This window comes from Mycobacterium sp. 050272 (assembly GCF_039023525.1).
GTDB lineage: Bacteria > Actinomycetota > Actinomycetes > Mycobacteriales > Mycobacteriaceae > Mycobacterium.
The window spans coordinates 52,236-73,934 of sequence record NZ_JBCHKV010000017.1 but is presented as its reverse complement, the minus strand read 5'-3'; the positions used below and the strand labels follow the sequence as shown (position 1 = coordinate 73,934).

Sequence of the window (21,699 nt, the reverse complement as noted above, 5' to 3'; positions counted from 1 at the left end):
TCAGTCGAGTTGTGTCACACCGTCGTTGACGACGCGGCCGCCGACGCGAGCCCAGCCTTCGGGGTACCACAACGTTTCCAGCATCGATCCCTTGCCCTGGATGATGCTCAGGTCGCGGCAGAGATGGCTGGTGATCCGCATGGCGGCCGAGCCGGTCGCTTCGTCTTCTGGCACACCGAGATTCGCGACGAACATCCGGGAACGCAGGACCCCTTCGGACTGATCGATCCAGGCCCACAGGTAATGCGCGGAGTCGTCGGGAAATTCGCCGGGGTCGGCCGCGAGAACCTGGTCGACGGACTCGAATTCGTGGAAGCGCAACTGCGGGCCCCATTCCGGGCAGGCGCGCACACCCACCAGGTCGCCCTCGTAGTGCACCCCGACGGTGCCGGCCGGCACCGCGAGCGTGTCGACCGGCGTACCCCTCGCGCGCAGCCACCATGCCGCCCCGACGCTCGGGTGCCCCGCGAACGGAATCTCGGTGCGTGGCGTGTAGATCGTGGCACGGGCGGTGGTTGCTCCGGCTGTCGGTAGATCGATGAATACCGTTTCGCTGTAACCCAATTGGGTGGCCAGCTGCTGGCGATCGGCGGGAGCGACCTGACCGGCGTCGACGACGCCCAACGGATTACCGAAGTTGCCGTCTCGGTCGGTGAAGACACGCAACACCGTCACGTCGATGCCCATGGCCCGACTGTACGGGGCGGGTCAAACGAATTGTCTAAGTCGCGCTGCGCTCGTCGGAACCCATCGCGTTGAGCACAGCGACGCGGGTATCGGCGGAGCCGGTGACCGTGCGCTCACCACTGCCGGTGCGCAGCAGCTCGCGGAGCGCGGCTTGGTCGTACTCGGCGGGTGCGGTGCTGTCGATGAAGCGCTGGACGACGTCGATGAAACGGGCCGGGTCTTCGTGGAACGGGAAGTGGCCGGAGCCCTGGAAGATCTCCAGGCGCGAGCCGGGCATCGCGGCGTGTGCCATCCAGGCATGGCGGACGGGAACCACCACATCCTTGGTGCCCCAGACGATCTGCACCGGGATGGCCTCGGTCAAATAACATCGGTCCAGGAACGTGACGATCTGCCCGCGCCAGTCCACCACGGCCCGCAGTGTCCGGCTGAAGGCCGATGAGGCTGTCGGCTCCGGCAAGTCGTCCAGGATGCGCAACACGTTCGGCAGATCGCGGCCCAGGCCGGTCGATCCGATCGCCAAGCCCGCGAGCCGCCCCGCCAACTGGACGGCAGGCAGTATCAGGGGCAGCCGCAGCAGTGCCAGCGCCTCGGTCCCGATCGGCAGCGAAGCCAGCCGGAAGGCGACGTTGACGTCCTTGGTGACACCGCCCGCGGCGACCAGGATGAGCCGCTCGACCAAATGGGGGAACTGGTAAGCGAATTGCATCGCCACCCCGCCGCCGAGGGAGTGACCGATTATGGTCACGCGTTCGATATCGAGCACGGACAGCAAGTCGCGCATTCCGTTGGCGTAGCCGGCCACCGAGTAGTCCGCGCGAGGTTTGTCGGACCGTCCGTGCCCGAGCAGATCGGGAGCGATCACCGTGAACCGCTGAGCGAGCTTGGCCTGCACGGTATTCCACGTCGTGGAGTTGTCACCGATGCCGTGAATCAACAGAATCGCCGGCCCGGAGCCGGCGATACGGAAGGCACGTTTGTATCCGTGGATGGTGCGGAACTCCAGCCTGGGAGTCGTAACTTCGCGCACTGGACGAAGATTGCTCTTGCGCTTCCGCTCAGTCATCTCGCCCACCCTTGTTGTCGCGCCCCTCGGGGCGGTTAGGCCGGGTTGTCGTCGTCGCGTTTCTTCTCCGCCTGTTGGGCTAGGAATCGCTCGAACTCGGCACCAAGTTCGTCGCCGCTAGGAAGGTCCTCGTCGCGCGTTAGTAACGACCTGTTTTCCTGAGCGTCGATGAACGCATCGTACTGGCGCTCGAGTGCGGCCACCACTTGAGCGACCTCGGCGCTCGCCTCGACTTGCTCATCGATCTTGCCCCGGATCTCGGCGGCCGCCTCGGTCAGCGCCGACAGCGGCAGTTCCAGCGACCCGGTCTTGGCGACCTGCTCGAGCAGCGCCTGCGCGGCGGCGGGGTAGTCGGTCTGCGTCAGGTAGTGCGGAACGTGAACCGTGAACCCGACCACCTCGTGCCCGTGCTGTGCCAACCGGTATTCCAGCAGGTTCGACGCGCTGCCCGGGACCTGGATCTCGGAGATCCACGGCTGGAAATCGGTGATCAACTCGCGGTTGTTCGAGTGCGCGGTCATCGTGATGGGCCGCGTGTGTGGGACCGCCATCGGGACGGTGCCCAGGCCGATGGTCTGCCGCACGCCCAGCCGTTCGGCCAGCAGACGCACCGCGGTGATGAAGCGCTCCCATTTGAGATCCGGTTCCATTCCGGCGAGCAGCAGAAACGGGGTGCCGACGCTGTCGCGCAGTGCGTACAGGCTCAGTTCCGGGTCGTCGTAGTTGGTGAAATGGTCGGTCTTGAAGGTCATCAGCGGCCGTCGCGAACGGTAGTCCAGCAGCTCGTCGATCGCGAAAGACGCGACCAGCTCGGTGTCCAGGGCGTCCTTCAGGTGGGTGGACGCCAGCCGTATCGCGTGGCCGGCGTCCGAGAACCCCTCCAAAGCGTGCACCAGCACCGGGCCGCGGCCGTCCGAGGTCACCAACTGGGGCGCCGGGAACTCCAGCTCGTACATGCCGGGTTGCCCTGGCTGGTAGTAGAGATCGTCGTCGTTGCGCTCGTTAGACATCGTTGCCTCCTCCCGGGGGTTTCTCCAGGGTGCCCTACCCAGTGTCGCCCGAATCAATAGGCACTGTTACTCGAAACGGGATGACGCGTGAACGTAATCCGGACGGAACAATGCCCGCCCGATCGCCTTCGTCCAGCAAATCTACAACCGCGGCGCCAAGCGTGGAATTCCGCTTCCACCGCTGTGGTCCGGCATGATGGGGATCGATGCGCGTCCGGATGTTGCTGCTATGCCCACTGGTCGGCCTGGCGACGTTACTGACGTCGTGCGGGCGTCCGGTGCTGCATGTGTCGTTGCCCACTACCACTCAGGCGCCCAAAACGAGTAAGACGGTCCAGCGTCTCAGCCAGCCCGAGCCGGGCGCGGTTGCGGCTCCGGTGGATCCGGACCGGCGGGTGGGAGCAATCTTCCTGGACGGCAGCACCCAGCATGTGTGCACGGGCTCGGTGCTGCACTCCGCGACCGGCAATCTGGTGCTGACCGCCGCGCACTGCCTGGCCGGAGCTGCCCAGATCACCTTCGTGCCCGGTTTGTCCGGTGATGGGGTGCCACCCGATCTCTGGACGGCCGACAACGTCTACCTGGATCCGCGCTGGGTTGCGAGCAAAGACCCGCACGCCGACTACGCGATCGCGCGGGTGAACAGCGACCATGGTGGTTCGGTGGAGGCGCGGGCCGGCTTGGCGCTGACCCTGGGCACCGCCCCACCGCCCAGTAGCCGCGTCACCGTGGTGGGCTATCCCTCCGGCGTCGGCGGCTCGCCGATCGGCTGTCAGGGCAGCACAGCGGTCACCGACACCGGATATCCCTCGTTGGTATGCCAGGGGCTCGTCGGCGGTACCAGCGGGGCCCCCTGGGTCAGCGGCACGACGGTCGTCGGGCTGATCGGTGGACTCGAACGCGGCGGATGCGCCGAGAACGTGTCCTACTCCGCGCCGTTCGACGACCACATCGCCCAGTTGCTGACCCGCGCGGAAGCCGGCGGCCCGGGCGATCCGATACCCGTCGACTTGGACGACACCTGCTAGTCAGCGGCGGAACTGGTTGAGCGCGCGCACCTTGTTCATCACGTCCAGCGCCGCCACCTTGTACGCCTCGGAGAACGTCGGGTAGTTGAACACCGCGTCGACCAGGTATTCGACGGTGCCCCCGCACCCCATTACGGCCTGCCCGATGTGCACCATCTCAGTCGCGCTGGTGCCGAAGATGTGCACCCCGAGCAGCTTGAGGTCGTCGGTGGACACCAGCAGCTTGAGCATGCCGTAGGAGTCGCCGGCGATCTGGCCGCGGGCCAGCTCGCGATAGCGGGCCATGCCCACCTCGTAGGGGATCGAGGCCTTGGTCAGTTCCACCTCGGTGGCCCCGACGTAGGAGACCTCGGGAATGGAGTAGATGCCGATCGGTTGCAGCTCGGTGATGCCGTCGGTCGGCTCGCCGAATGCGTGGTAGGCGGCCAACCGCCCTTGTTCCATCGAGGTCGCGGCCAGGGCCGGGAAACCGATGACGTCGCCGACGGCGTAGATGTGGGGCACCTTGGTCTGGAAGAAATCGTCGACGAAGATCCGGCCGCGGTTGTCGGCCTCCAGCTCCGCGTTGTGCAGATCGAGGTGGTCGGTCTGTCCTTGGCGCCCGGCGGAATACATCACCGTCTCGGCCGGAATCTGCTTGCCACTGGCCAGGGTGGTGACGGTGCCGGCCGAGCCGACGTCGACCGCGGTCACTTCCTCGCCGAACCGGAACGTCACCGCGAGGTCGCGCAGGTGGAACTTCAGCGCCTCGATGACCTCGGGATCGCAGAAGTCCAACATGTCGCCGCGCTTTTCGACGACGGTGACCTTGGTGCCCAGCGCGGCGAACATCGACGCGTATTCGATACCGATCACCCCGGCGCCGACGACCACCATCGAGGTGGGCAGCGTCTTGAGATCCAGGATCCCATCGGAGTCGAGCACGCGGTCTTCGTCGAACTCGACGCCGGACGGCCGTGCGGGCCTGGTGCCGGTAGCGATGACGACGTATTTGCCAGTGATGGTTAGCTTTTCGCGCCGGGACGGGTCTTCGACCTCGATGGTGTGCGGGTCGATGAAGCGCCCGTGCCCGATCAGGAGGTCGATCCGGTTGCGCATCAGTTGGTTACGTACGACGTCGACTTCCTTGCCGATCACGTGCTGGGTGCGAGCCAGCAGGTCGGCGGGGGTGATCTTTTCCTTGACGCGATAGCTCGCGCCGTAGAGTTCGCGCTGGCTCATGCCGGTGAGGTAGAGCACCGCTTCGCGCAACGTCTTTGACGGGATCGTGCCGGTCTGCACGCACACGCCGCCCAGCATCTGGCCGCGTTCGATGATCGCCACCGATTTGCCGAGCTTGGCCGAGGCGATGGCGGCCTTCTGGCCGCCCGGCCCCGAGCCGATCACGACCATGTCGTATTCCTGCATCGATCCCATGAGATAGACGATAGAGCCCACAGTCGAGACTTTCTCCACAGACGGAGGGCTCGATCGCGTTGCGCGAGCGCCGTCTGACGGTGGCGGCCAGCAGCGTTGGCCTCATGACACCGCTCACACCCGACTTTGGACTGAACCGTCCCGGCGCACTGATTGCGGCGCTACCGGCCGTTCTCGGCTTCGTTCCGGAAAATTCATTGGTCTTGGTGTCGTTGGACCGCGGCCAGCTCGGCGCCGTGCTGCGCGTCGATCTCTGCGACCAGCTCGCCGGCCGGATCGGACAGCTGGCCGAGGTTACCGCCGCGGCGGCGCCCGAAGCCGCGATCGCCGTGATCGTCAACGACGAGGGCGCCCACTGCCCGCAGTGCAACGACGAATACCGGCAGCTCTGCGCAATGCTCGCAGAAGTGTTGTCGGAGAACAACATTGAGCTGTTGGCGGCGCATGTGGTGGATCGGGTGGCCAGTGGTGGCCGTTGGCATTGCGTCGACGAGTGCGGCGCGGGCGGCACGGTGGACGATCCGTCCGCGTCGCCCCTGGCCGCCGCGGCGGTGCTGGAAGGCCGACGGCTGTATGCGCGTCGCGCCGACCTGCAGGCCGTCATCGCCGTCGAAAATCCGGACCGCAGCGACGCGCTGGCCGCACGGCTGCAACGCCAGTCCTCAAGGCGTGCGGCGGCCCACCGTAAGGATCCCGCCGGATGCGCCCGCCGAGACGTCAAACGCGCGATCGCTGCGGCGTCTCGCGTCAGCGGCGTTCAATCGCTGTCCGACACCGAGCTTGCCGCGCTGGGCTGCGCGCTGGACGACGCGCAGGTGCGCGACACGTTGTACGCCCTCGCGGTGGGCGAGAAGGCCGGGGAAGCCGAGGGGTTGTGGGTGTCGCTGGCACGCACCCTGCCCGCGCCGTGGCGGGTCGAAGCGCTGGTGTTGCTCGCGTTCAGTGCCTACGTCCGCGGAGATGGCCCGCTGGCCGGGGTGTCGCTGGAGGCCGCGTTGCGCTGTGATCCGGACCATCGAATGGCGGGCATGCTTGATACGGCGTTGCAGTCGGGTCTGCGGCCAGAACAGATCCGCGAACTCGCGGCGACCGGCTACCGGCTGGCCAAGCGGCTCGGGGTGCGGCTACCGCCGCGACGGGCATCCGGGCGCTGTGCGGGGTAGCGGCGAGTCAGACCTTTTCGACCTTGACGGCGTGCGCCATCTCGTGGGGCAGGGTGACGTTCTCATGCCCGGGTATCAGGATGGTGACCCCGGCAGGGCCGGTTTCCACGGTGACGCGCGCGTTCGGCACGACACCGGCGTCCTTGAGCCGTGCGATCAGATCGATGTCGCCCTGGACATGTTCGGTGAGCTGACGGACGACGACCGCGACCGGCGATCCCGCCGGCAACTCGGTCAGCCGGACCAGATTGACGTCGTCGGCGCCGGAATCGGGGCCCACGCCCAGGTCCAGCAAACCGGGAATCGGGTTGCCGAACGGAGAGGTGGTGGGATTGTTGAGCACCTTGACCAGCCGGCGCTCGACGTCCTCGCTCATCACGTGCTCCCACCGGCACGCCTCGGCGTGCACTTCCTCCCAGGGCAGGCCGATGACGTCGACGAGCAGTCGCTCGGCGAGCCGGTGCTTGCGCATCACGGAAATGGCCAGGGCCCGGCCCTTGTCGGTGAGTTCCAGGTGCCGATCACCGGCCACATGGAGCAGTCCGTCACGCTCCATCCGGGAGACGGTCTGGCTGACGGTCGGACCACTCTGGTCGAGTCGTTCGGCGATCCTGGCGCGCAGCGGGGTTACGCCCTCTTCCTCGAGGTCGTAGATGGTCCGCAGGTACATCTCGGTGGTATCAACCAGGTCGTTCATTCAGCACCCTCCATTGACGCCGAGTCTACTTGGCCAGCTGCCGAAATGGGTTCAACGCTTCCCCTCGGCAAGCAAGTATGCCCGCCGCGATCTCGCGGCGGGCATACTGTCGGCGCTAGCTGGCGAAGTGGGGTACCTCAGCTCGCGTATGAGCGCAGCCGATCGGCGCGTTCTCCGTTGCGCAGCTTGGCCATTACGTCGCGCTCGATCTGACGGACCCGCTCACGGGACAGACCGAACAGCTTGCCGATCTGATCCAGCGTCCGCGGCTGGCCGTCGTCGAGACCGAAACGCAGCCGGATCACCTGGTGCTCGCGCTCGTCGAGAGTCGCCAGGACACTGCGGATGTCGGTGTGCAGCAGCTCGGCGATCACCGCGTTCTCCGCGGACATCGCCTCGGCGTCCTCGATGAAATCGCCCAGCGGCGCTTCCTCTTCGGAACCGACGGGCATGTCCAGGCTGACCGGGTCGCGGCTGTGCTCGAGCAGATCGTTGATCTTCTCGACCGGGATTCCGGACTCGGTGGCCAGTTCCTCGTCGGTCGCTTCGCGTCCGAGGTTCTGGTGCATCTCCCGCTTGATCCGGGCTAGCTTGTTGACCTGCTCAACGAGATGAACGGGCAGCCGGATGGTGCGGCTCTGGTCGGCCATACCGCGGGTGATGGCCTGACGGATCCACCACGTGGCGTACGTCGAGAACTTGAATCCCTTTGTGTAGTCGAACTTTTCCATCGCGCGGATGAGTCCGAGGTTGCCCTCCTGAATCAGGTCGAGCAACGGCATCCCCCGGCCGGTGTAGCGCTTGGCCAGTGAGACCACCAGGCGCAGGTTCGCTTCCAGCAGGTGACGACGCGCCGCCTGGCCATCACGTACGACGACGGCAAGATCGCGTTTGCGGTTCTCGCCGAGCCGCTTCCGCGTCGCGAGCAGATGCTCGGCATACAGTCCGGCCTCGATACGCTTCGCCAGTTCGACTTCGTCCGCGGCGGTCAACAACGCCGTCTTCCCGATGCCGTTCAGATATACGCGCACGAGGTCCGCTGCAGGGCTCTGAGCATCAAGATCGCTGGTGTCGATCCTGCCTGTGATGGCATTCGCCATGGCGGCCTCCCGATTGGCTTGTAGCTGTCATAGTGTTAAACGACAGATCAGCCCTCAGAGTTCCCGCGCCGCCGTCATCTCACACGCTTTGACGTGCACAAATGTGCCACCGACCTGAGAATGTCCTGAGAAGAGTGCTCAGAACCCGGTTATCCGGAACCGGCGCCGTATCCGGGCCCCGGGTTGTACCCGCGGCCCGGGTTGTATTCCGCGCCCGGGGAACCCGGCTGCGGCGCCGCGGGTCGCGGGGCCTCGAGTGCGGGCCGCTCGGCCGTCGGGAACAACGGAGTGCGCCGCGCGGCATCGTCGAACCGCCGCGGCTCGTCCTTGGCGCGCGGTGGCCGGTCGTTGGCGATCAGCACTGCCATCCAGGGCAGCGGGATGGACGCGGCCACGATCGCGAGTGAGATCAGCCCGTTGTGCCACGCGCCATAGGCGAAAGCGGCCAGCAGCAGCGCGGGAATCCGGAAAGCCATCAGCGTCAGATACTTACGCACCCGGGCGCGATGCTGTTGTTCATACGAAGGCTCGGCGGCGGTAATCAGCACCGGCCGACCGTCGTCATCGAACCCCAAATCCGGGCCGCGCTTCATTCCTCCACTGTCCCACATCCGGCCGATTCCGGTCAGGGCGCATCGGCAGGCACAATGTGAGGTATGCAGACCCAGACGATCGAACGCACCGACACCGACGAACGCGTCGACGACGGGACCGGCAGCGACATCCCCAAGTACTTCCATTACGTCAAGAAGGACAAGATCGCCGAGAGTGCGGTCATGGGTAACCACGTGGTCGCGTTGTGCGGTGAGGTTTTTCCCGTCACGCGGGCGGCCAAGCCGGGCTCGCCGGTCTGCCCGGATTGCAAGAAAATCTACGAGCAGCTCAAGAAGGGCTGATCAGGTCGGACGCTTGGCCGGCTCGCCGGCACGGTCCTGTGTCGCCGGATTGGTCGTCACCGGATTCGACAGGGCCTCCGCCGTCCGCCGCAGCGCGGGCGAACGCGAAAGCAACCAGTTGCGCAGCCGGTGGGCGTGGGTGCGGGGCGCGGGGAATTCCTCCTGGATCGCGGCATTGAGCTCGGCGCCGAGCATGATCGCGAAGCCGCCGAAGAAGGCGAACAACAGGAACGCGATCGGCGTGGACAGGGCGCCGTAGGTGTAGCCGGTGCTGGTGATCCAGCGCAGATAGATCCGCAGGCCCAGTGTCGCGATCACGAAGACGGCGGTGGCCAGGACGGCGCCGTAGAGCAGGCGATGCGTTGGCAGGGGTTCTGGCAGTGAGACCCGGTACAAGATGACGACACCCAGGACCAGCCCAAGGATCAGCGCGGGGTAGTAGCCGTAGCGCAGCACGTTGGCCAGGGCGTCCGGGATGTGTTCGGACACCGTGCGCGGGCCCACCACGAGGACCGGGGCGGCCAGCACCGCGCACACCAGCCCCACCACGTAGAGGAACAGCGCGAACAGCCGCTGGCGTACCGGGTGGCGCAGCGGTGTCTGGTCGTGCGCCTCGACGACGGAATCGACGAACGCCGAGATCGCCGACGACCCCGCCCACAACGACAGCAGAAAGCCGAGCGAGACCACCTCACCGCGGGCGTGCGCCGTGATGTCCCGAACGGTGGGCTCGATGATCTCGATGACGACGCTGGACGAGAACAGATTGTGTGCCGCGGAGATGGCGCTCTTCTCGATGCTGGGCAGCGCGTCCGGCCCGAACAGCGGAGCCACGTAGGCCAAGCTGCCCAGCATTCCCAACAGCAGCGGAGGCGTCGAGAGCGCCGACCAGAAGCCCGCCTGGGCGGACTCGGCGAAGATGGAGTCGTCCCAGCTTTTTGTGAGGGTCCTCAACGTGATTCGCCAAATGTGATGGCGCGACGGTCTTACGGTCTGATCGCTCATATCGGTCCAGCATTACCGATCAGTTCGCCCACACCTCACATTGTGAATGGGCGAGTTCGCTGGACCTAGCTACCGCTAACCTCCAGCACGGCGGCGAGCTCGACAAGCTTTGCCTCGTGCTCGTTAGCGTGGTGCTGGCAGAAGAGAAGCTCGGCTCCCGACGGCAGCTTGGCGCGTACGCGAGCTGCGGCACCGCAGCGGTCACAGCGGTCGGCTCTAGTCAGCTCGGCGGTTGTCGTCAGAGTTGCGTTCATTGGCTTCTCCTTCTCGTTCCTTCACTGTCTCAGACGTTCGGCGTTTTTGCGTTGTTCCCCGATCGTTATCGGGTGTGTCGTTTCTCACGGGCGGTAAACGTTTGGTTTCGTAGGTTCTTCTAGGGTTAACGACCGTGACGTTCGGTCCTGACCTGCTTGTACACCTGTGCGGATCCGATGAGTGGTCCGACGCGCGGAGCCGGGGGGAAATCCGCCCCGGCACCGGCGCCGAGTTCATTCACCTATCTGCGCCCGAGCAGGTCCATCTGCCCGCCAATCGGCTCTTCCGCGGACGCCTGGACTTGGTGCTGCTGCACATCGACCCGGCTTTGCTGGCCGCGCCCGTGCGGTGGGAGCCAGGTGTGCCAACGGATCCGGAGGCGATGCTGTTCCCGCATCTGTATGGACCGCTGCCCGTTGCCGCGGTGACAAGCGTCACCGCCTACTCACCCGGGGACGACGGCACGTTCCCGCCGATCGCGAGACCTCAGGACCGGTCTGACGGGTCCAGGTAGGCGTCGGCCTCGATCTCCACCTACTCGTACCGCGCGCGAATAGCCCACCGCCGCTTCGAATTCGGATCCGGACGAGACCAGCTTGCGGGTGGCTGTCATGAGGTCACCGTAGCCCGCGCGCGAGCTCACGCCGTTATGATCGCGAAAATAGCTACAGCACAAGCGATTCAGTCGCGGCGGATGCGGACAACGAGCATCGCGACCACGCAGAGTCCGAGCACCAATTCACACCAAAAGAAGGACAGGTAGTCGGTGAGTGCGCCAACGGCCGGCGCGTTGGGCATCGAGTTGCGCACTGCCGAAAACGAAAACAGAAGAACGCCAAGGAATGAGATAAGTGTGCCGTCGATCGGTCGATCGCTGCGAATTTGATTGGCTACGAGCAGTATTGCCAGGATCGTCAACGTCCACATCAGCAAGATGATGAATACCGCGAAGATCCATGTCGAAGGCGCGCGTCGCACGCTGATCGTCAGGTCGTTGCCCTCGTTCGGCTCCCGCGGCGGGTTGCCGATGCTGATGCTGTAGCCGTGCACCGACCCGCCGGCGAGCAGCACGGTCGGGACCGGGGTGCCATCGGTGGCCAGGATGCGAACGCTGAAAAGCGCGGTGTAGCGGTCGAACGGGTACTGGCTGACGTCGCCGGTTTCCAGCGCGACGGGCAGCGTTTGTGCCGTCATCAGCCCGCCTGCGGCAAATGATTCGTCAACCAGGCCCGCGCCTCCGACCGCGACGACGCGCACGTTATTGGCCAAGAACACGCCGTCCTGCGCGAAGCGTCCTCTCGGCTCGAATTGCAGTCCGACCACCAACTGGTTGTCGGTGGGACTGATCTTTTGGATGTCGGCATGTATGCGGATGCCGTCGCTCAGGTTCCGGTCGCCGTTGACGCCCGTCGCGTGGCCGGCCTTCTCGTAGGACACCGCCGTGATCGTCAGGACGGCCAGGAACGCGGCTATGGCGAGCAGCGCGAGGGGGCGCCGGTTGTGCACTGCCCGAACATTTTTGAAGTCCGTGCCCACCGCCACGCCCACACCGTAAACGAGTGGACCCGGCCGGGCGGGTCGACGGTTGAACGCCGGCTGAACAGCTGGGGGCTAGTCGAGGTAGTCGCGCAGGACCTGGGAACGGCTTGGGTGGCGCAGCTTCGACATGGTCTTGGATTCGATCTGGCGGATGCGCTCGCGGGTCACGCCGTAGACCTGACCGATCTCGTCGAGGGTACGAGGCTGGCCGTCGGTGAGCCCGAAGCGCAGTCGTACTACGCCGGCTTCACGCTCCGAGAGCGTCTCGAGCACCGACTGCAACTGGTCCTGCAGCAACGTGAACGACACCGCGTCGACGGCCACCACCGCTTCGCTGTCCTCGATGAAGTCGCCGAGCTGGCTGTCGCCCTCGTCGCCGATCGTCTGGTCCAGCGAGATGGGCTCACGCGCGTACTGCTGGATCTCCAGCACCTTCTCCGGCGTGATGTCCATTTCCTTGGCCAGCTCCTCAGGCGTGGGCTCGCGGCCCAGGTCCTGCAGCAGCTCGCGCTGAATGCGGCCCAGCTTGTTGATCACCTCGACCATGTGCACCGGGATGCGGATGGTACGGGCCTGGTCGGCCATCGCGCGGGTGATCGCCTGGCGGATCCACCACGTGGCGTAGGTGGAGAACTTGTATCCCTTGGTGTAGTCGAACTTCTCGACCGCGCGGATCAGGCCCAGGTTTCCTTCCTGGATCAGGTCGAGGAACGCCATGCCGCGGCCGGTGTAGCGCTTGGCCAGCGAGACCACCAGTCGCAGGTTGGCTTCCAGTAGATGGTTTTTCGCACGATCTCCGTCGCGGCAGATCCACATCATGTCGCGGCGCTGGGCGGCGGGCAGCTTGTCGCCGCGCTCGACCAGCTCGGCCATCAGCTGCGTGGCGTACAGACCGGCTTCGATCCGCTTGGCGAGCTCGACCTCTTCCTCGGCGTTGAGCAGTGCCACCTTGCCGATTTGCTTGAGGTAGGCGCGAACCGAGTCCGCCGACGCGGTCAGCTCGGCGTCCTTGCGGGCCTGCCGCAACGCCTCGGATTCGTCTTCGTCCCAGACGAAATCGCCGGATGCCTTGTCCTTTTCGGACGGCTCGGCGATCTCCTCCTCGTCTTCGGCCGGCTTCTTGGCCACCGCCGGCTTCACGACTGTCACGACCTCTTCGGCTTCGTCCCCCTCGCCGTCGGCGGTGTCGTCGTCCGCCTCGGCCTCGTCGCCGGCGACGTCCTCCTCGAGGTCGTCGAGGCTGAGGTCACCCTCGAGGTCGAGATCCTCGCCTTCGAGGTCGGGCTCGCCGTCGAGCTCCTCGGCGGTCTCGTCGACGCTCTCCAAGTTCTCGTCGTCGCCGACGTCTTTGGCCGTGGCCTTGGTGCCGCGTCCGGCCGGCGCCTTGCCCGTGGCGGCCTTGGCGGGGGTGCGGGGCTTCTTTTCGATGGTCGCCTCAGTGTCGTCGGCGGGCTTGGTGGCCCGAGGTGCGGTCTTTGTCGCGCGTTTTGCCGGTGCGGAGCCGTTGGCGGCCTTTGCCGCGGGCCGCTTGGCGGGAGTCTTCGTGGCGGTGCGCTTCACCGGCTCATCGGTTTCCGCGCTGGTCTTCGTCGCTGCCACGTATACCCCTTTGGTTGGACTCACTTTCGGTGGGTTTGGGCATGGTTAACCGAAAGTGTCTGCTATGTCGAATGTCGGCGTTGGTATGAGCGTGACTGCTCGCACGCTTTCTGTCGGGCGGTCGCCGTGGACCATTGTAACGACAGTGCGCGCTCGTACCGCCCTACCGGGGAAAATTCAGTGCGTCACGTCCGCGGTGGAGGCCATCGCGGCGCCCACGATTCCGGCCGTATTGAGCAATGCCGCGGCCACCACCGGGGTCCGGTTTTTCAGCAGCGGCACCCACTCGTCGGCCTTTCGGCTAATCCCACCGCCGGCGATGATCAGGTCGGGCCAGATCGCGTTCTCGATCGCGATCAGCACTCTGGTCACCTCTTTGGTCCAGCGCGGGTAGCTCCACTTGTTCTTGTCTTTGACCGACGACGCCGCGCGTTTCTCGGCCTCTTTGCCGCCCACCTCGAGATGGCCGAATTCGGTGTTGGGTATCAGCTTTCCGTTGTGGATCAAGGCCGATCCGATGCCCGTTCCGAAGGTGAGCAACACGACCAGGCCGGACTTGCCCTTGCCGGCGCCGTAGCGCTCCTCGGCGAGCCCGGCCGCGTCGGCATCGTTGAGAACCGTGACGTCCTGGCCGTCCAGCTTTGAGCTGATCACGTCGCGCGCGTTGGTCCCGATCCAGGCGCGGTCCACGTTCGCGGCGGTCTGGACGATGCCGTTGGTGACGACGCCCGGGTAGGTCACCCCGAGCGGACCGGTCCAGCCGAATTCGTTGACGACCTTGGCGATGGTCTTGGCGACGGCCGACGGGGTGGCGGGTTGCGGTGTCAGCAGTTTGACCCGGTCGCCGATCAGCAGTCCGGTGTCCAGGTCGACGATTCCGCCTTTGATTCCGCTGCCGCCGACGTCGATGCCGAATCCACGACGCTGCGGCGTGCCGGAGGCTGCCTCGGTGCCCGGTGCATCCGTGGCCGAGTCGGTGCTGGTCATCGAATCTCCTTGGCGAGATTTGGGATCGTTCACACCTTAGCGGGCCACGCTGCGGTTGCGGTCGGGCAATCCGATCGGGGTGCTGTCGGTCTGCGGCGCGGTGGCTGACTGTGTTGCGATGGACCCGTGACGCGATCCGAGCCCGCGCAGCTGCGCGCAGTAGCCGAAACGCTAGCCGCCGAAGCCGCCGAGTTCGTCAGGTCTCGCCGCGCCGAGGTGTTCGGCGTGCACGCGGGCAAGACCGACAGCGGCGCGGTGCGGTCCAAGAGCACACCGACCGACCCGGTCACGGTGGTCGACACCGAGACCGAACGGCTGCTGCGCGACCGGTTGGCCGAATTACGGCCTGGCGACCCGATTCTCGGGGAAGAGGGCGGCGGGCCGACCGAACAGGAGGCAGCGTCCGATGATGCGGTCACCTGGGTGCTCGACCCGATCGATGGCACGGTGAATTTCGTCTACGGCATCCCGGCCTACGCGGTGTCGGTCGGCGCGCAGATCAATGGCGTGTCGGTGGCCGGCGCGGTCGCCGACGTCGTGGCGGGACGGGTCTATTCCGCGGCACAGGGCCTCGGTGCGTACGTCATCGACGCGCAGAGCACGCATCCGCTGCGGTGTGCCGACGTCGACGATCTGTCGATGGCCTTGTTGGGCACGGGGTTTGGGTATTCGATCGGGCGCCGCACCAGTCAGGCCGCGCTGTTGGCGAAGATGCTGCCGTTGGTGCGGGACGTGCGCCGCGTCGGATCCGCCGCCCTGGATCTGTGCATGGTCGCGGCGGGACGGCTGGACGCCTACTACGAGCACGGACTGCAGGTGTGGGATCGTGCCGCCGGTGGGTTGATCGCGGCCGAGGCCGGGGCGCGGGTGTTGGTGCCGCCTGTCGGGCAGTCGGGATCGGCGGCGGGGCTGGTGGTGGCGGCCGCCCCCGGAATCGCCGACGCGCTGCTGGCGGCGCTTGAAAAGTTCGACGGGTTGGCGCCGATCGCCGATTGAGTCAGCAGCTGCTGGCGTGAATCTTGGACAGCAGCGAGGGATCCGACGATCCGGTGGCACCGGGGCGCAGGCTGGCCAGTACCGAGTCGATGTCGTCGTTGTGGGCCAGCGCGGTGAATTCCGTGCCGATCGCGAGGTCGACGGAATCGTCGGCGCGGTTGTCGTTGAACAGCTCGCTGCACGGGGCGACCAGCCACACCGCAGCGGCCGTGGCCCCGCCTGCCGTGCCGAACCGGATCTGACTCTGGCAGTTCAGCCGGGCGCCGGCGTAGATCGGGTCGTTGGCCGCGGTCGGCTGCGCGAACCCCAGATCTTTCATCGCGCCGGCGACATCGGCGGCCTGGCCACCGCGGCCGCTGGCGTTGAGCACGCGAACCTTGGTGTCGGCGAGTTTGGCGGGCGGCACGTCGGCCATCGCACTGCGCGACATTTGCTCGCCGAGTTGGGCCGGCGCCGATCCGTTGGCCGGCGCTGGGGGCGGGTTGCACACCTGAGCTTCGCGAACCTTGGCCGGTCGCGTCAGCGCCACCGTCCACGCGACGCCGGTCACCAACACCAGGAAAACCAGCACGACAATCGCGGGTCGGGGATTGCGTCGCCGAAAGGGCCGACCGTGCTTGTCGAAGGCTGTACCCTCGGTGATTTGTGCGACCACAGCTGCACTCTAGCCGCACACCAAATCCACTGTTTAACGGCGAATATGAGGGTTAATTCGGGGGTGTGAGGTAAATCACAACCCATCCGACCGCGTTGCGGGCACGAATCGTTTGGTGGATGCGTTCGACGCTGGTACAAAGCGTTGCCTGAGGTAACGCAGGCATGTGAGGGGATTGGACGATGCCTACCGACTATGACGCTCCACGGCGTACCGAAACAGACGACGTTTCGGAGGACTCGCTGGAGGAGCTCAAGGCACGGCGGAACGAGGCCGCGTCGGCTGTTGTCGACGTGGACGAATCCGAGTCCGCCGAGAATTTCGAACTGCCTGGCGCTGACTTGTCTGGCGAGGAGCTATCGGTTCGGGTCATTCCGAAACAAGCCGACGAGTTCACCTGCTCGAGCTGCTTTCTGGTGCAACACCGCAGTCGACTTGCCAGCGAGAAGAACGGCGTGATGATCTGCACCGACTGCGCAGCCTGATAGCTGCAGCTAGCGTGTCAGTGCCGACAGCACCCGCTCCGGGTGACGGCAGCTCACCATCCAGTACGGCGTCGGGTCGTCTGGATCGTCGAGGACGAGCAAAATCATCGGCCCGACCCATGCGCGATGCACGACATACGCCGCGGGATCGAGCTGACGTCCCAGGGCCGCCGACTTCGCCGTCGCCGCTATCTCTGCGGATCGGGCGATCACGGTGACCGGCAGGTGGGCTTCCCCGGCCCACAGCTGCACCACACCGTCGTCCCCGGCGGTGACCCGGATTTCGACGCGGCCCAGCCACAGCAGCGCGCCGGTCGCCACGATGTACAGCACCACGAACGGCAGCCAGTCGGGCAGCGCCTTGACGCCCAGATTGACTTCGACGGCGATCAGCGTCGCCAGCGCGAAGGCCGGTGGCCACCACCACCATGGGACCCACAGCCGTTCGCGATATCGCACACTGTGCGGCGCGACGCGCGTACTCGACACGCGGTCAAGGGTAGTCTGTGGCCCCGTGTCGACCAGTCTGGCCATAGTCCGCCTCGACCCCGAGCTCCCGCTGCCCAGTCGTGCCCACGACGGCGACGCGGGGGTTGATCTGTTCAGCGCAGAAGACGTCACGCTGGGCCCGGGGCAACGCGCCCTGGTCCGTACCGGTGTGGCGGTCGCTATTCCGTTCGGGATGGTCGGCCTGGTGCACCCCCGCTCGGGATTGGCTGCGCGGGTTGGACTTTCGATCGTCAACAGTCCGGGTACGATCGATGCCGGCTATCGCGGCGAGGTCAAGATCTCACTGATCAATCTCGACCCGGCCGAGCCGATCGTGGTGCACCGCGGCGATCGCATCGCCCAGTTGCTGGTGCAGCGGGTCGAGTTAGTCGAGCTGGTCGAGGTCGCGTCGTTCGACGTGGCCGGGCTGGCCGAAACATCCCGTGGCGATGGTGGTCACGGTTCCTCCGGCGGACATGCGAGTTTGTGATGGCATTCGGTAAACGTTCAGGCAAAGACGACACCTCCGACGCGCCGGCCGGCGACGACTCGGCCGCACCGGAGGTCGCCGCCGACCCGGTCGACGACGAATTCGAGGACGAGCTGGATGGTCCGTTCGACATCGACGACTTCGACGACCCGGCGGTCGCGGAGCTGGCCCGGCTCGATCTGGGCTCGGTGCTCATCCCGATGCCCGAAGCCGGCCAGCTGCAGGTCGAGCTGACTGAGACCGGCGTCCCGAGCGCCGTGTGGGTCGTCACGCCCAACGGCCGGTTCACGATCGCCGCCTACGCCGCACCCAAGACCGGCGGCCTGTGGCGCGAGGTGGCCGGCGAGCTCGCCGACTCGCTGCGCAAGGACTCGGCCCAAGTCAGCATCAAGGACGGCCCGTGGGGCCGCGAGGTGGTCGGTACCGCGTCGGGGGTGGTGCGCTTCATCGGGGTCGATGGCTACCGCTGGATGATCCGGTGCGTCATCAACGGCCCGCACGAAACCATCGAGGCACTCGAGCAGGAGGCACGCTCGGCGTTGGCGGACACCGTGGTTCGCCGCGGCGACACCCCACTGCCGGTGCGCACGCCGCTGGCCGTCAACCTTCCCGAACCGATGGCCGAGCAACTGCGTCAGGCCGCCCTGCAGCAGGCTGAGGCGGCGCAGCAGGCCGCCGAACAAACCGAAGCGCAATCCCCGCCCAACGATCCGGCCGCGCGCCGCAGCGCGGACGGCTCGGCCATGCAGCAGCTGCGCACCACCACCGGCGGCTGACCCGGCCCCTACGCGTCGGCCAGCGCCGCCAAGCAGGCCGCCCCGAGCGCGGCGCTGTCCGCGCCGATCTGATCGAGGGTTACCGTTCGCAACGCCGCGTGCGGCGCGGCGGCGGCCCAGTCGACACCGGCCTGCAGCGGATGAATCGGATCGTCGACCGCGGCCGCCACGCCGAGAGGCGCCGCGAGCGTGTTGAGTTCGTCACAGCTGGGCGCGACGTAGGCGGCCGCTTCGTCCATGGCATCGGGCAGCAGTGGCCATTGGGCAAGCCAGGACCGGGTCAGCTCATCGGCCAGCCAGGCCGGGCTCGACGCTCGCATCTGTGCGGTGGTGGCGGCCAGGCCCTCGGTGCGTAGCTGGGACGCCGAATACCGCGCGGCGAGCGCGGCCGGCGCCGACCCCGGTGGTCCCGACCAGGCGGGCAGCGCGGCCAGCACGGCGACCGTTTGACCTGGGTGTGCCAGTGCCCAGGCGGCCGCTACGGCAGCACCGATCGAGATTCCGCCGACGGCGATGGGTCCCTGGCGCGCCGCGTCGTCCAAGGCGGACAGGTAGCCGTCGACCAAACTTTCCGGCCGCGGCGGCGGGCAAACGAGCCGCGCGCCGGCGTTGCGCAGCGGGCCGGAAAATGCCCGATTGACGTAGACGTCGTCGGATCCGGTTCCGGGCAACAGCACCGCCGTCACACCGCGCAAATCGACACCCACGCCCCGATACTGCCCGGCGCGGCGAACCTTCCAAAATCACAGTTTGATTCGGTTGGCGCAGGGGAACCAACAGGTCTACGGTGTCCGTTGGCATAGATGAAAGCACCGCAGCTTTTTCTCCAATTGTCAGGAGTGGCCATGGGGGCCCAGGGTTATTTGCGCCGCCTCACCCGTCGGTTGACGGAGGACCCGGAGCAACGCGATTCCGAGGAATTGTCGGACGAAGTCGCGAGCACTGGCGCGCAGCGCGCGATCGATTGCGAACGTGGCCAAGAGGTCACCATGGTGGGCACGTTGCGCAGCGTGGAATGTAACGGCAAGGGCTGCGCGGGCGGTGTGAAGGCCGAACTGTTCGACGGCAGCGACACCGTGACCCTGGTCTGGTTGGGCCAGCGCCGGATCCCCGGCATCGACTCGGGACGCACTTTGCGGGTGAGCGGCCGGATGGGCAAGCTGGAGAACGGAACCAAGGCCATCTACAACCCGCATTACGAAATTCAGCGTTGACTCTGCCCGGTAACAATTCTAACCGCATCAACCCAGAACGCCTGCTGAGCCAGCTGGGCGGGGTGAGCGGCCTGATCTACTCGTCGCTGCCCGTCGTCACCTTCGTGGCGGCTTCCAGCCTGCTCGGCCTGGTGCCCGCGATCGGGGCCGCGCTGGGGCTGGCCGCACTCGTCCTGGTGTGGCGGCTGATTCGGCGCGAATCCACGCAGCCGGCGTTCTCCGGATTCTTCGGGGTCGCGGTCTGCGCGCTGATCGCCTACTTCGTCGGGGCCTCCAAGGGTTACTTCCTGATCGGCATCTGGCTCTCGCTGGTGTGGGCCGTGGTCTTCGCGGTGTCCGTCGTGATCCGCCGCCCGCTGGTCGGATACGCCTGGAGCTGGGCCACCGGGCGTGACCGCGCGTGGCGCGACGTGTCGCGGGCCGTCTACGCGTTCGACATCGCCACGCTGTGCTGGACGCTGGTCTTCGCCGCGCGGTTCGTGGTGCAGCGACTGCTCTACGACGCCGACCAGACCGGCTGGCTGGCAGCGGCGCGCATCGGGATGGGCTGGCCGCTGACCGCAGCCGCTGCGCTGGTCACCTACGGGGCGATCAGGGCCGCGCAGCGCGCGATGGCCGGCGCCGGCGATGCCGTCGATCCTGCCGCCGTGCCGATCGACGCCGACACCGTCGGCGACTAGCTGTCGGGCGGCGCCACCGCCGGCAGCACCAGCTTGCGCAGGTCCTCTTCCACCTCGGTGACCGCGACGAAGAGCAACTCGTCGCCGCCTTCCAGTGGCTCGTCGGCTTCCGGGACGATCACGCGTGGCCCGCGCAGGATGGTCACCAGGGCGGCATCGCGGGGCAGCTCGAGCCGGCGAACCGGCTTGCCGCCCCAGGGCGTGTCGTCGGGCAGCGTGATCTCGACCAGGTTGGCCTGGCCCCGCCGGAATTCCATCAGGCGCACCAAATCGCCCACGGCGACGGCTTCTTCGATCAGTGACGCCAGCATGCGCGGGGTGGACACCGCGACGTCGACACCCCAGGCGTCGGTGAACAGCCATTCGTTGCGGGGATCATTGACCCTGGCCACCACCCGGGGCACCGCGAACTCGGTCTTGGCCAGCAAGCTGAGCACGACGTTGGCTTTGTCGTCGCCGGTCGCGGCGACCACGACGTCGAAATCCTCGAGGTGGACCGATTCCAGCAGGCTCAGTTCACAGGCGTCGCCGAGTCGCCAGTGCGCGGCCGGGATCGCGTCGACGTCGACGTGGTCGGGGTTGCGTTCGATCAGGGTGATGTCGTGGTTGTTCTCGAGCAGTTCGCGGGCGACCGAGCGGCCGACCGCTCCCGCCCCGGCGATAGCTACCTTCATGTGCGGCGCTCCTTAAGTCGCGGTCCGGCGGCCCGGGTTCAATGTCCCGTCCCCGAATCGATGTCGTCGGCGGGCGGCAGGGCGGCGATGGCTACCGCCTCGGCGGCGCGGCCGGAGATCGCGGCGATGTAGACCTGATCGCCGGCCTGGATGACCGTCTTGGGCTCGGGCAGGATGCCGGTGCCGAACCGGATCAGAAACGCCACGCGCGCACCGGTGGCCTGCTCGAGATCGGTGGCGCGGCGGCCCGCCCAGTCCTCGTGCAGGACGACCTCGGCGACCGCGACCGTGCCGGTGGGGTCGCGCCACTTGGCGGTCTCGGTGTCGCGGGTCAACAGACCGAGCAGCCGGTCGGTGGTCCACGGCACGGTGGCAATCGTGGGAATGCCGAGGCGTTCGTAGACCTCGGCGCGCTTGGCGTCGTAGATCCGGGCCACCACCCGCTTAACGCCGAACGTCTCGCGGGCCAACCGGGCCGAAATGATGTTGGAGTTGTCCCCGCTGGACACCGCGGCGAACGCGTCGGTCTCCTCGATGCCGGCCTTCAGCAGCACGTCCCGGTCGAAGCCCTGGCCCAGCACCCGCTCGCCGGCGAACTCCGGACTCAGCCGGTTGAATGCCGTGCTGTCGCGGTCGATCACGGCGACGTCGTGGCCAATTCGGGACAGTCCGTCGGCCAGCGAAGAGCCCACCCGGCCACAGCCCATTACAACCACCCGCACGTCAGGTCCTCTCGGCTGGGTCGTGTTCCATCGGCAAACTTGTGGCCAGCCGATTTCCGTCGGGAATATT

27 protein-coding genes and 1 pseudogene are annotated in these 21,699 nt (G+C 66.6%); 10 read left to right on the top strand and 18 right to left on the bottom strand.

Going from position 1 to position 21,699, the window contains the following annotated elements; all coding sequences use genetic code 11:
• The 3 genes from AAHS21_RS25625 to AAHS21_RS25615 are packed head-to-tail and all read right to left on the bottom strand — an operon-like array spanning position 1 to position 2,763.
• Entirely contained in the window at positions 1-687 is a 687-nt protein-coding gene (locus AAHS21_RS25625) for a PhzF family phenazine biosynthesis protein (protein ID WP_342930332.1), read from the bottom strand.
• Positions 688-721: 34 nt separating this feature from the next.
• Positions 722-1,753: an alpha/beta hydrolase gene (locus AAHS21_RS25620; protein WP_342930331.1), complete on the bottom strand. Its 1,032-nt coding sequence runs from the start codon at positions 1,751-1,753 to the stop codon at positions 722-724.
• A 35-nt stretch (positions 1,754-1,788) separates the two neighbouring features.
• Complete coding sequence (locus tag AAHS21_RS25615) at positions 1,789-2,763, bottom strand: PAC2 family protein (RefSeq protein ID WP_342930330.1); 975 nt, start codon at positions 2,761-2,763, stop codon at positions 1,789-1,791.
• A gap of 206 nt (positions 2,764-2,969) precedes the next feature.
• On the opposite strand from AAHS21_RS25615, the gene AAHS21_RS25610 reads away from it, so the two are divergent.
• The gene (locus tag AAHS21_RS25610) at positions 2,970-3,791 is read left to right on the top strand and encodes a serine protease (RefSeq protein ID WP_342930329.1); all 822 of its coding nucleotides are present in this window, start codon (positions 2,970-2,972) and stop codon (positions 3,789-3,791) included.
• On the opposite strand, the gene sthA is transcribed toward AAHS21_RS25610, so the two are convergent.
• Entirely contained in the window at positions 3,792-5,198 is a 1,407-nt protein-coding gene (sthA, locus tag AAHS21_RS25605; RefSeq protein WP_342930398.1) for a Si-specific NAD(P)(+) transhydrogenase, read from the bottom strand.
• A 113-nt stretch (positions 5,199-5,311) separates the two neighbouring features.
• On the opposite strand from sthA, the gene AAHS21_RS25600 reads away from it, so the two are divergent.
• Positions 5,312-6,370: a DUF4192 domain-containing protein gene (locus AAHS21_RS25600; protein ID WP_342930328.1), complete on the top strand. Its 1,059-nt coding sequence runs from the start codon at positions 5,312-5,314 to the stop codon at positions 6,368-6,370.
• Positions 6,371-6,377: 7 nt separating this feature from the next.
• Here AAHS21_RS25600 and AAHS21_RS25595 read toward each other — a convergent pair whose 3' ends face one another.
• The 3 genes from AAHS21_RS25595 to AAHS21_RS25585 all read right to left on the bottom strand — a co-directional run bounded on the left by AAHS21_RS25595 (position 6,378) and on the right by AAHS21_RS25585 (position 8,778).
• A complete protein-coding gene (locus AAHS21_RS25595) occupies positions 6,378-7,067 on the bottom strand; it encodes a metal-dependent transcriptional regulator (RefSeq protein WP_096286386.1) in 690 nt (229 codons plus the stop codon).
• A 137-nt stretch (positions 7,068-7,204) separates the two neighbouring features.
• Entirely contained in the window at positions 7,205-8,167 is a 963-nt protein-coding gene (sigB, locus tag AAHS21_RS25590; protein ID WP_090601317.1) for a sigma-70 family RNA polymerase sigma factor SigB, read from the bottom strand.
• 149 nt (positions 8,168-8,316) lie between these two features.
• A complete protein-coding gene (locus AAHS21_RS25585) occupies positions 8,317-8,778 on the bottom strand; it encodes a DUF3099 domain-containing protein (protein WP_342930327.1) in 462 nt (153 codons plus the stop codon).
• Between the two features lie 45 nt (positions 8,779-8,823).
• On the opposite strand from AAHS21_RS25585, the gene AAHS21_RS25580 reads away from it, so the two are divergent.
• A complete protein-coding gene (locus AAHS21_RS25580; RefSeq protein WP_342930326.1) occupies positions 8,824-9,063 on the top strand; it encodes a DUF3039 domain-containing protein in 240 nt (79 codons plus the stop codon).
• On the opposite strand, the gene AAHS21_RS25575 is transcribed toward AAHS21_RS25580, so the two are convergent.
• A complete protein-coding gene (locus AAHS21_RS25575) occupies positions 9,064-10,068 on the bottom strand; it encodes a YihY/virulence factor BrkB family protein (RefSeq protein WP_342930325.1) in 1,005 nt (334 codons plus the stop codon).
• 65 nt (positions 10,069-10,133) lie between these two features.
• Positions 10,134-10,322, bottom strand: a complete 189-nt coding sequence (locus AAHS21_RS25570; protein WP_090608725.1) for a hypothetical protein — start codon at positions 10,320-10,322, stop codon at positions 10,134-10,136.
• 134 nt (positions 10,323-10,456) lie between these two features.
• Between AAHS21_RS25570 and AAHS21_RS25565 the strand changes: the two genes are divergently transcribed.
• Positions 10,457-10,837: a DUF952 domain-containing protein gene (locus AAHS21_RS25565; RefSeq protein WP_342930324.1), complete on the top strand. Its 381-nt coding sequence runs from the start codon at positions 10,457-10,459 to the stop codon at positions 10,835-10,837.
• Positions 10,838-10,855: 18 nt separating this feature from the next.
• On the opposite strand, the pseudogene AAHS21_RS25560 reads toward AAHS21_RS25565, so the two are convergent.
• From AAHS21_RS25560 to AAHS21_RS25545, 4 genes and pseudogenes are all read right to left on the bottom strand, one after another.
• Positions 10,856-10,936 (bottom strand): annotated as a pseudogene (locus AAHS21_RS25560) (RidA family protein); the annotation flags it as partial.
• 68 nt (positions 10,937-11,004) lie between these two features.
• The gene (locus tag AAHS21_RS25555; RefSeq protein ID WP_342930323.1) at positions 11,005-11,865 is read right to left on the bottom strand and encodes a DUF4436 family protein; all 861 of its coding nucleotides are present in this window, start codon (positions 11,863-11,865) and stop codon (positions 11,005-11,007) included.
• 69 nt (positions 11,866-11,934) lie between these two features.
• Positions 11,935-13,461 carry an RNA polymerase sigma factor gene (locus tag AAHS21_RS25550; RefSeq protein ID WP_342930322.1) on the bottom strand — a complete coding sequence of 509 codons (1,527 nt, stop codon included), beginning with the start codon at positions 13,459-13,461 and terminating at the stop codon, positions 11,935-11,937.
• Between the two features lie 177 nt (positions 13,462-13,638).
• Positions 13,639-14,448, bottom strand: a complete 810-nt coding sequence (locus tag AAHS21_RS25545) for an ROK family protein (protein ID WP_342930321.1) — start codon at positions 14,446-14,448, stop codon at positions 13,639-13,641.
• 126 nt (positions 14,449-14,574) lie between these two features.
• On the opposite strand from AAHS21_RS25545, the gene AAHS21_RS25540 reads away from it, so the two are divergent.
• Positions 14,575-15,444: an inositol monophosphatase family protein gene (locus AAHS21_RS25540; protein ID WP_342930320.1), complete on the top strand. Its 870-nt coding sequence runs from the start codon at positions 14,575-14,577 to the stop codon at positions 15,442-15,444.
• Between the two features lies 1 nt (position 15,445).
• Here the strand turns inward: AAHS21_RS25540 and cei are convergent, their stop codons facing one another.
• Complete coding sequence (gene cei, locus AAHS21_RS25535; RefSeq protein ID WP_342930319.1) at positions 15,446-16,099, bottom strand: envelope integrity protein Cei; 654 nt, start codon at positions 16,097-16,099, stop codon at positions 15,446-15,448.
• A gap of 182 nt (positions 16,100-16,281) precedes the next feature.
• On the opposite strand from cei, the gene AAHS21_RS25530 reads away from it, so the two are divergent.
• Positions 16,282-16,584, top strand: a complete 303-nt coding sequence (locus AAHS21_RS25530) for a DUF4193 domain-containing protein (protein ID WP_036468275.1) — start codon at positions 16,282-16,284, stop codon at positions 16,582-16,584.
• A gap of 9 nt (positions 16,585-16,593) precedes the next feature.
• Here the strand turns inward: AAHS21_RS25530 and AAHS21_RS25525 are convergent, their stop codons facing one another.
• The gene (locus AAHS21_RS25525) at positions 16,594-17,073 is read right to left on the bottom strand and encodes a DUF3093 domain-containing protein (RefSeq protein WP_342930318.1); all 480 of its coding nucleotides are present in this window, start codon (positions 17,071-17,073) and stop codon (positions 16,594-16,596) included.
• A gap of 25 nt (positions 17,074-17,098) precedes the next feature.
• On the opposite strand from AAHS21_RS25525, the gene dut reads away from it, so the two are divergent.
• On the top strand, positions 17,099-17,563 hold the full coding sequence (gene dut / locus AAHS21_RS25520) for a dUTP diphosphatase (protein ID WP_342930317.1): 465 nt from the start codon (positions 17,099-17,101) through the stop codon (positions 17,561-17,563).
• On the top strand, positions 17,560-18,339 hold the full coding sequence (locus AAHS21_RS25515) for a DUF3710 domain-containing protein (RefSeq protein ID WP_342930316.1): 780 nt from the start codon (positions 17,560-17,562) through the stop codon (positions 18,337-18,339). Before dut ends, AAHS21_RS25515 begins: the two co-directional genes overlap by 4 nt.
• An 8-nt stretch (positions 18,340-18,347) precedes the next feature.
• Here the strand turns inward: AAHS21_RS25515 and AAHS21_RS25510 are convergent, their stop codons facing one another.
• Complete coding sequence (locus AAHS21_RS25510; protein ID WP_342930315.1) at positions 18,348-19,046, bottom strand: alpha/beta hydrolase; 699 nt, start codon at positions 19,044-19,046, stop codon at positions 18,348-18,350.
• Between the two features lie 138 nt (positions 19,047-19,184).
• Here AAHS21_RS25510 and AAHS21_RS25505 point away from each other — a divergent pair, with 138 nt between their 5' ends.
• Positions 19,185-19,553, top strand: a complete 369-nt coding sequence (locus tag AAHS21_RS25505) for an OB-fold nucleic acid binding domain-containing protein (protein WP_036468284.1) — start codon at positions 19,185-19,187, stop codon at positions 19,551-19,553.
• A gap of 2 nt (positions 19,554-19,555) precedes the next feature.
• Positions 19,556-20,233, top strand: a complete 678-nt coding sequence (locus AAHS21_RS25500; RefSeq protein WP_342930397.1) for a DUF3159 domain-containing protein — start codon at positions 19,556-19,558, stop codon at positions 20,231-20,233.
• Here the strand turns inward: AAHS21_RS25500 and AAHS21_RS25495 are convergent.
• Both AAHS21_RS25495 and AAHS21_RS25490 read right to left on the bottom strand, forming a co-directional pair.
• Positions 20,230-20,907: a TrkA family potassium uptake protein gene (locus AAHS21_RS25495; RefSeq protein WP_342930314.1), complete on the bottom strand. Its 678-nt coding sequence runs from the start codon at positions 20,905-20,907 to the stop codon at positions 20,230-20,232. The genes AAHS21_RS25500 and AAHS21_RS25495 overlap by 4 nt on opposite strands.
• Positions 20,908-20,945: 38 nt before the next feature.
• Positions 20,946-21,629, bottom strand: coding sequence for a TrkA family potassium uptake protein (locus AAHS21_RS25490; protein ID WP_342930313.1), 684 nt, complete (start codon positions 21,627-21,629; stop codon positions 20,946-20,948).
• Between the last annotated feature and the right edge of the window lie 70 nt (positions 21,630-21,699).

Coding starts and splice junctions, on each gene's coding strand:
- AAHS21_RS25615 (WP_342930330.1), bottom strand. CDS start 2,763: ATGTCTAACGAGCGCAACGACGACGATCTCTACTACCAGCCAGGGCAA.
- AAHS21_RS25595 (WP_096286386.1), bottom strand. CDS start 7,067: ATGAACGACCTGGTTGATACCACCGAGATGTACCTGCGGACCATCTAC.
- AAHS21_RS25575 (WP_342930325.1), bottom strand. CDS start 10,068: ATGAGCGATCAGACCGTAAGACCGTCGCGCCATCACATTTGGCGAATC.
- AAHS21_RS25610 (WP_342930329.1), top strand. CDS start 2,970: ATGCGCGTCCGGATGTTGCTGCTATGCCCACTGGTCGGCCTGGCGACG.
- AAHS21_RS25570 (WP_090608725.1), bottom strand. CDS start 10,322: ATGAACGCAACTCTGACGACAACCGCCGAGCTGACTAGAGCCGACCGC.
- AAHS21_RS25580 (WP_342930326.1), top strand. CDS start 8,824: ATGCAGACCCAGACGATCGAACGCACCGACACCGACGAACGCGTCGAC.
- AAHS21_RS25585 (WP_342930327.1), bottom strand. CDS start 8,778: ATGTGGGACAGTGGAGGAATGAAGCGCGGCCCGGATTTGGGGTTCGAT.
- AAHS21_RS25600 (WP_342930328.1), top strand. CDS start 5,312: ATGACACCGCTCACACCCGACTTTGGACTGAACCGTCCCGGCGCACTG.
- AAHS21_RS25620 (WP_342930331.1), bottom strand. CDS start 1,753: ATGACTGAGCGGAAGCGCAAGAGCAATCTTCGTCCAGTGCGCGAAGTT.
- sthA (WP_342930398.1), bottom strand. CDS start 5,198: ATGCAGGAATACGACATGGTCGTGATCGGCTCGGGGCCGGGCGGCCAG.
- sigB (WP_090601317.1), bottom strand. CDS start 8,167: ATGGCGAATGCCATCACAGGCAGGATCGACACCAGCGATCTTGATGCT.
- AAHS21_RS25505 (WP_036468284.1), top strand. CDS start 19,185: ATGGGGGCCCAGGGTTATTTGCGCCGCCTCACCCGTCGGTTGACGGAG.
- AAHS21_RS25495 (WP_342930314.1), bottom strand. CDS start 20,907: ATGAAGGTAGCTATCGCCGGGGCGGGAGCGGTCGGCCGCTCGGTCGCC.
- AAHS21_RS25625 (WP_342930332.1), bottom strand. CDS start 687: ATGGGCATCGACGTGACGGTGTTGCGTGTCTTCACCGACCGAGACGGC.
- AAHS21_RS25545 (WP_342930321.1), bottom strand. CDS start 14,448: ATGACCAGCACCGACTCGGCCACGGATGCACCGGGCACCGAGGCAGCC.
- AAHS21_RS25530 (WP_036468275.1), top strand. CDS start 16,282: ATGCCTACCGACTATGACGCTCCACGGCGTACCGAAACAGACGACGTT.